This window comes from Thermobifida alba (assembly GCF_023208015.1).
GTDB lineage: Bacteria > Actinomycetota > Actinomycetes > Streptosporangiales > Streptosporangiaceae > Thermobifida > Thermobifida alba.
Genome location: NZ_CP051627.1, coordinates 2024394 through 2037746, shown reverse-complemented (window position 1 = coordinate 2037746; position 13353 = coordinate 2024394). Strand labels below are relative to the sequence as shown.

At 73.6% G+C, this 13353-nt stretch carries 14 protein-coding genes; 10 read left to right on the top strand and 4 right to left on the bottom strand.

All coding sequences use genetic code 11. The annotated features are described in order from the left end of the window. The first annotated feature begins 93 nt into the window (after nucleotides 1-93). The 10 genes from FOF52_RS08985 (at nucleotide 94) to FOF52_RS08940 (ending at nucleotide 7777) form a co-directional block, all read left to right on the top strand. Entirely contained in the window at nucleotides 94-1074 is a 981-nt protein-coding gene (locus FOF52_RS08985; protein WP_248593374.1) for an ABC transporter substrate-binding protein, read from the top strand. Nucleotides 1075-1133: 59 nt separating this feature from the next. Then, complete coding sequence (locus tag FOF52_RS08980; protein WP_248593373.1) at nucleotides 1134-1349, top strand: MbtH family protein; 216 nt, start codon at nucleotides 1134-1136, stop codon at nucleotides 1347-1349. 180 nt (nucleotides 1350-1529) lie between these two features. Beyond that, nucleotides 1530-1943 carry an aspartate 1-decarboxylase gene (gene panD / locus FOF52_RS08975; protein ID WP_248593372.1) on the top strand — a complete coding sequence of 138 codons (414 nt, stop codon included), beginning with the start codon at nucleotides 1530-1532 and terminating at the stop codon, nucleotides 1941-1943. Nucleotides 1944-2033: 90 nt separating this feature from the next. Further along, on the top strand, nucleotides 2034-3335 hold the full coding sequence (gene entS / locus FOF52_RS08970; RefSeq protein WP_248593371.1) for an enterobactin transporter EntS: 1302 nt from the start codon (nucleotides 2034-2036) through the stop codon (nucleotides 3333-3335). A gap of 43 nt (nucleotides 3336-3378) precedes the next feature. After that, nucleotides 3379-4200, top strand: a complete 822-nt coding sequence (locus FOF52_RS08965; protein ID WP_248593370.1) for a siderophore-interacting protein — start codon at nucleotides 3379-3381, stop codon at nucleotides 4198-4200. A gap of 362 nt (nucleotides 4201-4562) precedes the next feature. Further along, nucleotides 4563-4769: a hypothetical protein gene (locus FOF52_RS08960; protein WP_248593369.1), complete on the top strand. Its 207-nt coding sequence runs from the start codon at nucleotides 4563-4565 to the stop codon at nucleotides 4767-4769. A gap of 10 nt (nucleotides 4770-4779) precedes the next feature. Then, complete coding sequence (locus tag FOF52_RS08955; RefSeq protein ID WP_248593368.1) at nucleotides 4780-5205, top strand: hypothetical protein; 426 nt, start codon at nucleotides 4780-4782, stop codon at nucleotides 5203-5205. A 76-nt stretch (nucleotides 5206-5281) separates the two neighbouring features. Further along, complete coding sequence (locus FOF52_RS08950) at nucleotides 5282-6112, top strand: hypothetical protein (protein ID WP_248593367.1); 831 nt, start codon at nucleotides 5282-5284, stop codon at nucleotides 6110-6112. A gap of 190 nt (nucleotides 6113-6302) precedes the next feature. Next, complete coding sequence (locus FOF52_RS08945; RefSeq protein WP_248593366.1) at nucleotides 6303-6599, top strand: hypothetical protein; 297 nt, start codon at nucleotides 6303-6305, stop codon at nucleotides 6597-6599. A gap of 482 nt (nucleotides 6600-7081) precedes the next feature. Further along, nucleotides 7082-7777 carry an NUDIX hydrolase gene (locus FOF52_RS08940; protein WP_248593365.1) on the top strand — a complete coding sequence of 232 codons (696 nt, stop codon included), beginning with the start codon at nucleotides 7082-7084 and terminating at the stop codon, nucleotides 7775-7777. Between the two features lie 137 nt (nucleotides 7778-7914). Here FOF52_RS08940 and FOF52_RS08935 read toward each other — a convergent pair whose 3' ends face one another. The 4 genes from FOF52_RS08935 to FOF52_RS08920 all read right to left on the bottom strand — a co-directional run bounded on the left by FOF52_RS08935 (nucleotide 7915) and on the right by FOF52_RS08920 (nucleotide 13287). Continuing rightward, on the bottom strand, nucleotides 7915-8781 hold the full coding sequence (locus FOF52_RS08935) for a (2Fe-2S)-binding protein (protein ID WP_248593364.1): 867 nt from the start codon (nucleotides 8779-8781) through the stop codon (nucleotides 7915-7917). 139 nt (nucleotides 8782-8920) lie between these two features. Further along, the gene (locus FOF52_RS08930; protein ID WP_248593363.1) at nucleotides 8921-10099 is read right to left on the bottom strand and encodes a cupin domain-containing protein; all 1179 of its coding nucleotides are present in this window, start codon (nucleotides 10097-10099) and stop codon (nucleotides 8921-8923) included. A 203-nt stretch (nucleotides 10100-10302) separates the two neighbouring features. Continuing rightward, nucleotides 10303-12351 carry a prolyl oligopeptidase family serine peptidase gene (locus FOF52_RS08925; RefSeq protein ID WP_248593362.1) on the bottom strand — a complete coding sequence of 683 codons (2049 nt, stop codon included), beginning with the start codon at nucleotides 12349-12351 and terminating at the stop codon, nucleotides 10303-10305. Nucleotides 12352-12510: 159 nt separating this feature from the next. Next, nucleotides 12511-13287: a 4'-phosphopantetheinyl transferase family protein gene (locus FOF52_RS08920; protein ID WP_248593361.1), complete on the bottom strand. Its 777-nt coding sequence runs from the start codon at nucleotides 13285-13287 to the stop codon at nucleotides 12511-12513. Nucleotides 13288-13353: the final 66 nt, after the last annotated feature.

Here is a 13353-nt window from a genome sequence, read left to right as displayed (position 1 = left end):
ATCCATCAGGATCCCCTATTTTACTTAGGTAAGCCTTCCCTAAATCAAGGTTCCGGTCAGGAGGACCGGACCACGGACAGAAAGCGGTCGACCGTGCAGCAGCAGACATCCCCCCGCAGCGGTCTCGCCCCCGTGGCGGGCGCCCTCGCCCTCCTCCTCGCCCTGACCGCCTGCGGCGGCGGCCCGGCCGAGGAGGCCGACGGCGCCTCCGGGGGCGAGACCGTCACCGTGGAGACCGACTACGGCCCCGTCGACATCCCCGCCGACCCCCAGCGCATCGTCGCCCTGGAGTTCGGCACCGAGGCCGTGCTGGAGGCCGGCATCGAGCCGGTCGGCGTGATCGAACCGGTGTCCACCCTCTACACCGCCGAGGAACTCGACCAGCTCTCCGACTACCCGGTGGTGCAGTCGGCGGGCCTGGAGATCAACCTGGAGGCCATCGCCGAGGCCCGGCCCGACCTGATCATCGGCGGCGTGCGCGTGGAGAGCCACGACGAGTACGCCGCCACCCGCGAGGACCTGGAGCAGATCGCCCCCACCGTCTTCTACGACTTCGACGGGGCCGGAGCCGGGCTGCGCGACATGACCCTCGAACTGTCGCGGGCCATCGGCGACGGGGAGCGCGCCGAGGCCGAACAGGAGCGCTTCGAGACCCGTATCGAGGAGATCCGCGACAGCTACGCCGACCAGCTGGCCGACACCACCTTCGCGGTGGTCTTCGGCCTCGACGGCGAGTTCGCCGTGGTCAACACCAACGCCTGGGGCGGAGAGATCCTCGACACGCTCGGCGCGCGGCAGAGCAGCGCCCGGGAGGCCGCGGGCGAGAACTTCGCCGCCTTCTACTCCTACGAGGAACTCGACCAGCTCTTCGACGCCGACGTCGTCTTCTACGAGACCGACGCCCAGGGGAAGCCCGACCCCTTCACCGAGGCCCTGCTGGACCAGGGCCTGTGGCAGGACCTGCCCGCCGTCGAGGCGGAGCAGGCCCACCCGCTGCGCTACAGCGCCGCCCGCACCTACAGCCAGGCCAACGCCGTCCTCGACCAGATCGAAGAGGTCCTGGCAGGCCTGTGACCGCCGCGTCCGCCGCAGGAGCGGCGGACGGCCCCAGCCAGAGGAGAGGAACAAAACCCATGGTGAATCCGTTCGACGACGAGGAAGGCGTGTTCCTCGTCCTGGTCAACGACGAGGACCAGCACTCCCTGTGGCCCGAGTTCGCCGAGGTCCCGCAGGGGTGGCGCACCGTGTTCGGACCCGCCTCGCGCGCCGAGGCCCTGGAGTACGTCGACGCCCACTGGACCGACCTGCGCCCGCGCAGCCTCCGCCAGGCCCTCGAAGCCCACGGCTGACGCGGCCGCGGGACCGGTTCGCGACCGTTGACCGGGCGCGCGGCCGTGCGGCCGCGCGCCACACCGGGAACCCGCCTCACCGGCTCCGGCGAGCCGCCCCCTAACCTGGGGCGTCGAACACGGAGGAGACGGGCCGACGTCCCGTCCCGGACAACCCAGACGACCGCGAGGAGGTCCACGGTGCTGCGCACCATGCTCAACGGCAAGATCCACCGCGCCACGGTCACGCAGGCGGATCTGCACTACGTCGGCTCGATCACCATCGACGCCGACCTGATGGACGCGGCCGACCTGGTCGACGGCGAGCAGGTCCACGTGGTGGACATCGACAACGGCAACCGCCTGGTCACCTACGTGCTGACCGGGGAGCGCGGCAGCGGCGTCATCGGCATCAACGGGGCCGCCGCCCGTCTGGTCTCACCCGGCGACCTGGTCATCATCATCTCCTACGCCCAGCTCACCGAGGCCGAGCGCGCCACCCACCGCCCCAGGGTGGTGCACGTGGACGCCAACAACCGCATCGTCGCGCTCGGCGACGACCCGGCCGAGCCGGTACCCGGCAGCGACCAGAAGCCGGGAACGCTTCTCGGCTGAGAACCACGACGACGCGGCCCGGTGATGTTAAGGTGTGCCTTGCCTAAGTAACGACCCGTGGGGTTGTTGTCATCGATCCGTGAGGACGCCGTGAGACTCGCCCGCCTGATGATCGACACCGCTCCGCTGCGCATCAGCCGGGAGTTCCGGATCGTCTTCACCGCCAGGATCGTCTCGGTCTTCGGACTCGGGTTCGCCGCCGTCGCCCTGCCCACCCAGGTCTACGGGCTCACCGGCTCGTCCCTCCTCGTCGCCACGGTCCACACCGCCAACGCCGTCTCCGTACTGTGCGGCACCCTCGTCGGCGGAGTGCTCGCGGACCGGGGCGACCGGCGCCGCCTCATCGTCGTGGGCCGCGCCTCCGCCGTGGTGGGCTACACCGTGCTCGCCGCCAACAGCGTCCTACCCGAACAGCCGCTGCTGTGGGTCGTCTACGCGGCGGCCCTGTTCATCGGCTTCTTCGGCGCCTTCAGCGCGGTGGCACTGCAGGCGGCGGCACCCGGGTTCGTCCCCCGCGACAAGCTCCCCGCGGCCGGAGCGCTGCTGGCGCTCAACGGCGAACTCGGGGCGGTCCTGGCCCCCGCCCTGGGCGGCGTGCTCATCGCCACCGCCGGAATGGGCGGCAACTACGCGCTCACCGCGGCGCTGTCCCTGGTCACCACGGTGCTGGTGGGACGGCTGCCGCGCCTGGACCCCGACACCGACCAGCGCGGCGAACCGGTGCTGCGCGCGGTCGTCGACGGCGCCCGCTTCGCCACCCGCCACCGCGTAGTGGGCCCCCTGCTGCTCCTCGGCTTGGCGCAACTGCTGTTCGCCGCCCCGCACGTGCTCATCAACGAGTTCACCGACACCGTCCTGGGCGGCGGTCCCGCCGTGGTCGGCCTGCTCTACACCGCCCCGGCGCTGGGCGCTCTGGCGGGCTCCCTCACCAGCGGCTGGACCAGCCACGTGCGCCGCGCCGGGGCGGCACTGCTCGGCTCCGTCGCCGTGTGCGGCGCGGCGGTGCTCGGCCTCGGCCTCAGCCCCGTCCTCCCCCTGGCCTTCGTCTTCCTGGTGCTGCTGGGCCACGCCCAGGTCAGCGAGGAGATCCTGCGCTACGCCCTGCTGCAGTCGCACACCCCCGCCACGCTGCGCGGCCGGGTCAACAGCGTCTGGACCGCCCAGGCCACCGTCGGCGACTCTGCGGGAGCCCTCACCCTGGGCGCGCTGGCCCCCCTGCTGGGCGCGGCCGCCGCCGTCGCCGCGGGCGGCGTGCTGACCGCCCTGTCCGTCGCGGTGCTCGCCCTGGCCTTCCCGGGCCTGCGCGCCGCCCGGGTGCTCACCGACAGCACCCCCGAGGACGGCGCCGAGACGAGCGCCGCCACACCGTCACCCCGGGCACGGGCCGAATAGGCCCGCGCCCGTCACCGACCGCAACCGAACAGAGGAGTGGCCCATGACCGCCGCGGTGAGCGAACGCACCGTCGAGATGTACCCGCTGAAGCCGCGGGTGCTGGAGGCCGTCAACGTCGAGCGGATCACCCCACGCATGGTCCGCGTCGACTTCGGCGGGCCCGACATCGCCGGCCTGCGCAGCGACAACTTCGCCGACCACGTCAAGCTGTGGTTCCCCGACCCCGACACCGGCGAGCACGTGCTGCCCGTCGTCGAGGACGACCGCTGCCTCAACTTCCGCGCACCCGGCGTCATCTACCGCGACTACACGGTGCGCCGCTTCGACGCCGAGGCCGGGCTGCTCACCATCGACTTCGTCGTCCACGACCACGGCCCCGGCGGACGGTGGGCGGCCGTGGCCAAGCCCGGCGACCGCCTCGGCGTACTCGGCCCGCGCGGCACCGTCTACTACCCGGACTACTCCCACTACGTGCTGCTCGCCGACGAGACCGCGCTGCCCGCCGCCGCCCGCCGCATCGAGGAACTGCCGCGCGACGCCTCGGTCACCGCGTTCTTCGAGGTCGCCGACGCCGCCGAGGAGCAGGAACTGGACGCGCCGCGCGGGGCCGAGATCACCTGGCTGCACCGCAACGGCGCCGCCCCCGGCACCACCGACCTGCTGCTGCGCGCCCTGGAGAAGACGGAACTGCCCGCGGAGGGGGTGTTCGTCTGGGTCGGCGGCGAGGCCGACGCCCTCAAGCCGATCCGCCGCCTGCTCAAGGAGCGCGGCCTGGTGCGCGGCCGCGACTTCGAGGTCGACGGCTACTGGCGGCGCGGCGTGTCCAACCTCGACCACCACGCCGCCGACGAGGACGAGGAGTAACGGCACAACCGGGCAGAGGCCCGGCCGCGGACCCCGCGACGCGCGACGGGGGCGGGACACCGCCCCCGTCGCGCTTTCCGGAAGGAGGCCGCCGCAGCGCCCCGCAGGCGACAAAGACCGCCCGGCACCCCTGACCTAGACGTACCGACCAGTTGGACGGGAATGGGGGGAGCTGCGGAAGTATCATTCCGCGGCAGACCCGCACAGGTGGTGGGACCGCAGACATCCACCGTCCGAGAGCACCCGACAGGAACGCCTCCGCGCCTTCCGAAAGGTCCCCCCGTGCCCAGACACAGACCCCACTACTTCGTGCGCACCGGCCCCCGCGCACCTGGTACACCGTCGCCTTCCTGCTCTGGACGGTGGCCTGGATCAGCCCCGTGCTCATCCAGGTGCTGATGATCAGCCTCTGGACCTCAGGAGTCTTCCCCTCCGCCGAGACGGAGAACACGCTCAGGCAGAACGTCTTCCTGGGCCTGGTCGCCGCCTCCGTCCTGGTCGCCCTCGTCACCCGGATCCTGCGCGGGCGGGCCGAGCGCGCCCTGGCCCCGGCACCGGAACAAAACTGAGCGGGGCGCCGTGGACGAGTGGCAGAGAAACGCAGAAGAGCAGTACAGAAGACAACTGGACCAGGCCAACAGGGCCTGGGAGGAGCAGAGCCGCAAAGAGGGCGACGCCTCCTACGCCACCTGCCTCCTCTACGTCGTGTTCCCCCTGGTCGTCCTGGTCCTCACGGTCGTCGGCCTCTTCCACCTGTCGGTCCAACTGGGCCAGGTCGGCCAGTGGATCGCCGAGGAGACCCCACTGGCCCCGCTCTTCCCCGGCCCCGGCGCCAGCCTGCCCCGCCTCCTGCTCGCGACCGCCACCCTGGTGCTCGTCGGCCCCGGCAGCGCACTGCTGGCAGCCAGGGCCGTGCACGGCCCTGGCCTCGGCTGGCTGCGCCTGCTGCTCCCCGCCGCAGTGGTGCTCCTCCCCGTCGTGTGCCTGCCCGTCGCCGCCCTGTGACCCCTCGCCCCCGGAAGGCTGACCCCATGAGCACCACGGAACCGACACCCGCCCACGGCCCCGTGCCCGTGGGCGGGTGGACTGGACGGCCCCGCCCCTGCGTGCCGCGCTGCCGGCCTCCGCGGGAGCGGTACTGCTGGCCGTCGCCGGACTCGTGCTGCCCTGGGTGAGCGGACGCCACACGGACCGCGTCGTCGACGCCGGCTCACACGCCGGACGCGAGGGCGGGATCGGCGTGCTGCTGGCCCTCTACGCCCTCCTCGCCGCCCTCGTCGCGGCGGCGGTCCCGCTGACCGGACGGACCCGTCCCGCAGAACGCCCCCTCCTGATCGTCGGCGGGCTGCTCGCCCTCGCCTGGTCGGTGCTGGAGACCAGCGAGGTGGGAGCCTACGCCTACCACGCCGGTGTCTCCGGCGGCCCCTCGATCGGCGGATACGTGGCGGGCCTCGGCGCGGTCCTGGTCACCGCAGCCGGGTTCCTCGCCCCGCGCGACCGCAGAGCCGACCGCAGAGACCAAGAGAACCTGGCACTGCGCTGGGCCAGGCGCGGACGCCTGCTGCCCGCGGCAAAGGTCCTGCAGCGGCTCATCACCACCGCCACCCCGGCGGAGGACGCCGCAGGGGACACCCTGCGGTGGCGCCTGCACCTGGCCGAGATCCTCGCGGTACTGGGACGGTTCCCCCACGCCGAGGGACAGCGGGTCCTCGCCGCGGACTCCGAGCAGTGGCACGCCATCCGGGTCGGCGCCGCCTCGATCACGGGCGTCTACGACCCGCAGCGCGCCCTCGGCAGCCTTGAACAGCTCCACCAGGAGGCCCTGGCCCGCTGGGGAGCGGCAAGCCCCCGAGTCGCGGACGTCGAGAAGGCGCGCGCCTCCGTGCTGAGAGACGCCGGCACTGGAGGCTGACGCCCGGCCACGGTAAACGCGGCCGCCACCCCGGCAGCGGAGGGAAAAGGACATGTCGGCGACATGAAGGAAAGTGACCGATTTCGGTCCGTTTTCCGAAGACGGTCTTTTCTCCGGCCGCAGACCGTGTGACGCTTGACGGGGGCGGGTTCCCGCCGCCCCGGTGGAGCGTGTGAAGGGAAGCCTCCGGTTGGGCAAGCGTGCTGGGACGGGCCGTGCGGAAGGCGAGTTCTACGATCCCGACCGCCGTGACGTGGCTGCGCACATCGAGTGGCAGAAGCAGGGGGCCTGGGTGGTGATCTGGGGGCCCTACACCCGCCGCTACTGGGCGTTCGGGTGCTGGCCGCTACCCGAGGGCGGTCAGGTGGTCTCTGCACCCGACCCCGACGGGCTCTACACCGAGATGCGCCGCGTCGAACGCGAGGGCAAGTACCTCAAGTGGCGCTACGGCCGTCGCAGGAGAACCGACCCCGACCCCGCCTCCTGACATCCGTCGGACCATCCCCGCATGCGCGGGGAGCACACCGCTTCCCTGTCTCCCATGGTCATAGGGACGGAACAAGCGTCTGTTTTGTCCCTATGACCATGGTCATCAAGGCCATGCCGGTGGTCGTCCGTGGCGTCCGACAGGCCGTTGAAGGCACTCCCTGCACACGCGGGGGCCGCGATCGCCTCGCGGGCGGCGGCGGCTTCCTCGTCCACGGGGAGCCATGGGATCGTCTGCATGCTTCCTGGCGGCGTCGGGCTTCGTCTCCGCATCGCAGGCGTCGACAGGCTGGTCCTCGGTGACACTCGGTGAGCGGGCCAGGCAGACCCCTGGTTTTCAGCGACACGCCGGGGTCTGGTGCGCTACCGGGGGTCCGCTGAAAAGCCGCCGGAACCGGTGCTCGGGGTGGGGTGTGGCCGGCGACTTGCTCTCGGGTCGCCCCTACGAGGGGCAGTACGGTCAGCCGTTCCAGGTGAGGAGTCATGCCGGAGCGTTGCCGAAGCATTGTCGACGTCCACGTCATCCTGCACCGGGACGGGGAGATCCTGCTGCTGGAGCGGCAGAACACCGGATACTGCGACGGCATGCTGCACCTGCCCTCCGGCCACCTGGAGGAGGGCGAGGCGCTCCACCACGGCGCGGCCCGCGAGGTGCGGGAGGAGGTCGGCGTCACCGTCGATCCCGACACCCTGGCCCTGGCCGCGGTCGTCCACCACCGCCAGCGCCCCGACCTGGCCCGCATCGGCGTGTTCTTCACCACCCGCATCTGGCAGGGCGAACCCCGCAGCGCCGAGCCGCACAAGTGCGGCGGGCTCGTGTGGGCCGATCCCCACCTGCTGCCCCACAACACCATCGACTACCCCGCCCAGGGCATCCGCACCTGGCTCGCCGACACCGGACACACTCCCACGACTGGCCCGCCACCACCGGCTGACTCACCGGCCAGGACAGCGGTGTACCCGCTGGCTGTCGATGCCCCAGCCCGTGCCCGCAACCTGTTCCGGCAGGCCGGGGAGGTCCGCGACGGAGTGCGGGTGCGACCTGCTCGCTTCCCTCCGGGAGGGCATCGACGGTTCTGGAGGGAGGGACGAGAACGGTGCCTTGCCGCTTGCGGTGCCTGCTGGACGGGAGGGTGGTGGCCGTCGAGCCGTGTACCGGTACAGCGCCTTGACCTGTGACGGCCCGCTGCCGGATGCCCGGTGCCATCAGGTCACCCGCACCGGGGTACCGTGACCGGCCGGCCCCGGCGGGGGAGTTTGTCCCCGGGGCCGTTGGGTGAGCACTCCCGGCGGCCCCGGGGACGGGCTCGCCGGGGTCAGGGGGCCAGGGCCGGGTTGCGCAGCCACTCCTGCAGCTCGTCGCGGCGCTCGGTGTCGCACTTGAGCGGGCAGGTGGTGCAGTAGCCGTGCGCGGGGTCGCCCTTGTAGTCGAAGCAGCAGGTGCCGCGCACCGCCCAGGTGCCGCGCGGGTGGTCGGCGCGGAACGGGAACAGGCGGGGCCGGGACCGGGTGACCGCCCCGGCCGCGAGCATGGCGTCGGCCAGGCGGTCGGCGCGCTCCCAGGCGGCGCGGGCGTCGCGGCCCAGGAAGCGGGCCGGGTTGAGCATGTAGAAGTGGGTGGTGTCCAGCACCCAGCCCCACAGGGTGCGCCTGCCCACCCGGGTGTGGGCGTACAGCGCCTCCACGACCGGGGTGAACGCGGCCACCATCGCGCCCGCCGCGGCCCGGGTCACCTCGTCGGCGTTGGCGAGCACGACCGCGTCGGGATGGCCGGCGAAGGCGTCGTCGGCGGTCACCGCGACCCTCGGCCCGGTGACCAGCGGCGTGCCGACGGTGCGGTCGGCACGCACCGGGAACCACAGGTGCTCCGCGTCCAGCAGGGGCGCGCGGCCGGTCAGGTACAGGCCCGCCGCCACCAGGAAGATCGGCTCGCGCAGCAGCGCGCGCAGGAAGTGCGTGGCCGCGGGCAGCCGGTGGCCGGGCCGGGTGGCGGCGACGAAGCCGTCGTAGACCGGTCCCAGCGCGCCCTTGACGGCCAGCAGGTCGGCACGGCACCACTGCTCCACGTCCCGCTGTTCCACGGGCCGCGTCAGCGACCGGGTGCGCAGGTCCGGCAGGGGGGCGAACCTCAGCGGCGCGCAGGCGTCGACCACCGTCGCGAGGGGAGGACGCTGGTGTGCCATGTCCGAGGAGCCCTTCTGCGTGGGGTGAGTGAAGACGGCGCGACAGGTCGCGCGCGGTGCGGACGCAGAACTGAGGCTAGCCTAAATTAACTTGGGTTGGCAATTCTGACCTACTGGCACAATCCCAGGTCAGACGGGCTCACCGCAGCAGCACCAGGTGGTGCCGCACCAGGACCCGCGCCAACGCGGCGGCCGTGTCCACCGGCACGCCCGCGCGTTCGGCGAGCTCGGCCACGGTCAGCGTGCGCGCCTCGACCAGCGCCTCCAGCAGCGGCCGGGCCGTCTGCGGGAACGCGTAGCGGCGGCCCGCCACGGTCAGCGCGACCTTCTGCTCCTCCTGGCGCAGTGCCGCGGGCAGGATCGGGGTGAACTCCACCACGGTGTCCGGTCCCGGGGTGGCGCCGTCCACCGCCCACGGCAGCGAGAAGGACTGGCGGCGCGGGAACCGGGCGTCGCGGTCGGCGAGGAAGTCGTCGATGCCGTGCTGCTCGGCCAGGTCCACCAGGTGGCGCAGCAGCGCGTGCTGGTGCTTGCGCCGCTCCTCGGGGGCGGCGAACCGGGGCAGGTCGGTGCGCGCGAACTCCACGTCGTGCAGCCGCTCCACCAGCCAGCGCGCCCAGTCCACCCCGGTGGCCCGGGTGAACCCGAAGGTCAGGTGCATGCTGACGCCGCCGGTGCCGGTGACCGTGTGCCACCAGCCGCGCGGCACGTGCAGCACCTCGCCGGGGTGCACCACGCCCTCCCACACCGTGCCCTCCGGGGGGCGGTGCGCGTGGTCGGTGTCCTCCTTCATCGGGTAGGGGCGGGTGCCCTGGCCGTGCACCTGCCAGTGCTTGGTGCCGGCCAGCTGCACGATGAACGTGTCGTGGTCGTCCCAGTGGGTGTCGAACCCGTGCGAGTCCCCCCAGATCAGGTACAGGTTGACCTGCACGCGTTCGTGGACCAGGCGCATCAGGTCGTCGGCGGCGGCGCGGATCGGCGGGTGCAGCCGGTCGATGCCGTCCAGCACCAGGCTCGCGCCCCCGCGCAGCTGCTCGTACAGCGCCTCGGGGCGCACCAGGCGGCGCGTCACCCCCGAGGCCTCCCCGACCGTGGTGTAGTCGCCGAGCGGCACCGGCCTGCCCGCGCGGTGCAGCCGCAGCCGGGGCGGTTCCAACTGGTGGGTGCTGAGCAGGTCGCTGAGCGCCTCGAAGGTCAGCAACGGCGCCACGGCCGCCGCGCCCACGTCGGCGCGGACGAAGTCCTCCGACAGCCGGGTGCGCAGCAGGTCCTCGCCCACGGCGGCGAGCAGCGTCTCGGTGAACAGGCGGTCGGTCATCGGATCCTTTCCTGGGTCGGGCGGTGCGGACGGCAGAGGGGGCGCCGCCGGGACCCGCGGGTCCCGGCGGCGCGCGGATCAGATGAAGTCGGAGCTGCCGTCGGTGCCGTCCGTGTCGCCACCGGCGGTGACGTCGCGTGACGTGACTTCCGGCAGGTCCTCGACCTCGACGTCGAACAGGTTGTCGTCCATGGGCCTTCACCTCATCTCTCTGCGGTCGGGGCCGTGCCCGCCGGGGTCCGGCGGGTCGGGGACAGCCCCGTCTGCGCGGCCGCGAACGCGTGCGCGTCGGCCGCGAGCTCGATGGCGCGGGTGACCGCGCGCGGCCCGTGCCCCACGCCGCGCTCGTAGCGCAGCAGGACCGGGCGTGGGCCGGTGGCCCGCTCCAGCAGGGCCGCGCACATCTTGCGGGGGTGCGCGGCGTCGGTGCGGGTGTCGCCGTCGAAACCGGTGAGCAGCACCGCCGGGTAGCGGGTGGGCGGGGAGCGCAGCACCCGGTGGTAGGGGGAGTAGTCGAGCAGCGCCGCGAGGTCGTCGGGGTCGGTGACCGTGCCGAACTCGCGCGTCCACATCGACCCCAGGCCCAGCCGCTGGAAGCGGACCATGTCGGCCAGCGGCGCCGAGGCGATCACCGCGGCGCACAGGTCCGGTCGGCGGGCGATCGCGGCCAGCACCAGCAGTCCGCCGGTGGAGCCGCCCGACAGGCACAGTCCGTCGCGCGTGCACTCGCCCGCGCCGACGAGGAAGTCCGCGGCGGCCACCAGGTCGCGCACCGCGCGCACCTTGTGCCGGCCGGCGCCGGCCAGGTGCCAGGCGCGGCCGCGGTCGCCGCCGCCGCGCACGTGCGCCACCGCGTAGCGGCCGCCGGCGCGCAGCCAGGCCAGCACCGTGGCGGAGAACCCGAACTGGCGGGGACGGCCGAATCCGCCGTAGGCGTGCAGGATGGTGGGGCCGGGCGGGGCGCCGGGGGCCGCGAAGACCGTGACGGGCACCCGCACCCCGTCGAAGGAGACGCACGACAGGGCGCGGCGTTCGATCCGGGGGCGCTCGGGGAGCGGACCGGCGTCCGGCCAGGGGGCGACGGCGCCGTCGGGGCGGAGTTCGCACACCGTCAGCGGGGTGGCCACGTCGGCGTAGCAGAAGTGCACCGTGCCGTCCGCCTCCGCGGCCACCTGGGCGACCATGCCCTCTCCGGGCAGCGGGACCGCGCGGTCGGCGCCGGTGCGGGGGGAGCGGACGCGCAGTTCGCTGATGCCGAGCCTGGTGCGGGTGTAGACGACCTCCACCGCCGCGGCGTCGCCCGCCACCGCGAAGCCGTCCAGGGGGGCCTCGGGGTCCTCGGGCACCACCTCGCGCCAGTGCTCGGGGGCGGGCTCGGCGGGGGCGGCCGCGCAGATCCGGCGCAGCGGCGCGCCGTGGGTGGTGCGCAGGTACAGCAGCCCGTCGGGGCCGACGTCGGCCTCGGACTCGATGTCGCGGCCCACGTGCACCGGCCGCAGCACGGGCGCCTCGGGCGGAGCGGAGGCCAGGTCGGCCAGCCACAGGTCGTTGCTGTGCCCGGTGCCGTGGCTCTCGGTGACCAGCAGCCACCGGTCGCGGCGCAGCCGCACCCCGGGCACGGTGCGCGCGGCCTGGCAGGGGTGCACCAGGGTGTCCGCGCCGCCGCCGACCCGGTGCAGCCACACTCCGCGCCGTCCGTCGGAGTCGTCGCGGCGCACGAAGTAGAAGGCGGGGCCGTGGTGGGCGGGCAGCCACGCCACGTGGGCGTAGCGCACGCCGGCGATCGCGGGTTCCACGGGGCGTGCGGTGGCGGTCGACAGCACCCGCAGCGTCCCGCGCTCCACCCCGCCGCGGGAGGTCTGCACCGCCACCAGGCTCCCGTCGGGGCTGGGCTCCCAGGCGTCCAGCGTGGTGGTGCCGCCGGGGTCGTGCGCGACCGGGTCGAACAGCACGCGTTCGCGTCCGGAGGGGTCGACGACCACCAGCCGGGGGTGCTCGTCGCCGTCGTCGCGGCGGGTGGCGAACAGCAGGCCGCCGCGACGACGCGGCGGCGACCACTGGGTGGCCGAGACCAGGCGGCGGATGTCGGCGGCCAGGGCGGCGCGCAGCGGCCAGGTCGCGGCGGCGGACCGGAACTCGGCCTCCCGTTCGGCGATCCAGCGGGCGCTGCGCGGGGAGTCGCTCCGCTCCAGCCAGCGGTAGGGGTCGGGGACGGTGTCGGGGGAGGGGAGGAGCGGCGGGTTGCTGAGCACGCTTTGAAATACATCAACGCGGCCGAAAGCGGGTCAAGGCAGGAAGGGCTTACCCCGCCAGTACAGGAATGTGGCTGCGGCGGCATGTTTGACGCGCCGCCGACCGCGCCGACCTGGACATCCGATGGTCGGATGGGAGCGCGGCGCCGGGACGGCCGCTCAGGGCACGGCGGGCGGCGAACCCGGTTGCGGGGCGAACCCGTGGTGCGCTGCCTCCAGCAGGGGGGAGGCGTCGTGGACCGCCACCGTCACCGACGGGGCGGCCAGCACCGCCAGCGCGGCGCGGTAGCCGTCCCCGGCGTCCAGGTCGAACAGCCGCGCGTGGTCGGGGGCGGCGGGGCCGCTCCAGGTCAGCAGAGCCGCGTCCGTGTGCGGACCGCTGACCTCCACCGAGGTCAGCCCGCCGGACAGGCCCTGGCCGGTGGCCTTGAGCAGCGCCTCCTTGCGCGCCCAGTAGGTGAAGAAGCCCGCGGCGCGCTCGGCCGGGGCGAGGGCGTCCAGTTCGGCCCGTTCCCGTTCGGTCAGCGCGTAGCGGACCAGGCCGTCCAGGTCGCGGTCGGCGATTTGCTCCACGTCCAGTCCCACGGGCAGGCCGCGGCTCAGGGCCACGCCCACCTTCCGGCCGGAGTGGGTGACGGAGAGCTCCCAGCCCTCGGCGGGCCCCGCCGGGTGGGGCTTGCCGTGCGGTTCGGGCCGGTCGCAGTGGCCGCAGCGGAGCCGGAAGACCACCTCGCGCGGGTCGCATCCGGCGGCGCGGGCGCACAGCAGGCGGGCCAGCGCGCGGCCGACCGCGTAGCGGTCCCGGTCCGCGGGGAGCCGGAAGCGGGCGTGCCGGGCCCGCTCCGTCTCGTCCAGCAGGTCGAGCAGGGGCGGGGAGGCCAGGGCCGGGTCGGCCCACCACACGTCGCAGCGGGGGGCGGTGGGGAGGGAGGACACCCCTCCATTGTGGCCCACGCGACGGAACCGGAACGCGCTGTGCCCCGTATCACTCAACCTTGTTGA

What these genes read in the sequence shown, in the direction of transcription:
- FOF52_RS08980 (WP_248593373.1), top strand. Translation starts at nt 1,134, where the DNA reads ATGGTGAATCCGTTCGACGACGAGGAAGGCGTGTTCCTCGTCCTGGTC.
- FOF52_RS08965 (WP_248593370.1), top strand. Translation starts at nt 3,379, where the DNA reads ATGACCGCCGCGGTGAGCGAACGCACCGTCGAGATGTACCCGCTGAAG.
- FOF52_RS08940 (WP_248593365.1), top strand. Translation starts at nt 7,082, where the DNA reads ATGCCGGAGCGTTGCCGAAGCATTGTCGACGTCCACGTCATCCTGCAC.
- FOF52_RS08935 (WP_248593364.1), bottom strand. Translation starts at nt 8,781, where the DNA reads ATGGCACACCAGCGTCCTCCCCTCGCGACGGTGGTCGACGCCTGCGCG.
- FOF52_RS08930 (WP_248593363.1), bottom strand. Translation starts at nt 10,099, where the DNA reads ATGACCGACCGCCTGTTCACCGAGACGCTGCTCGCCGCCGTGGGCGAG.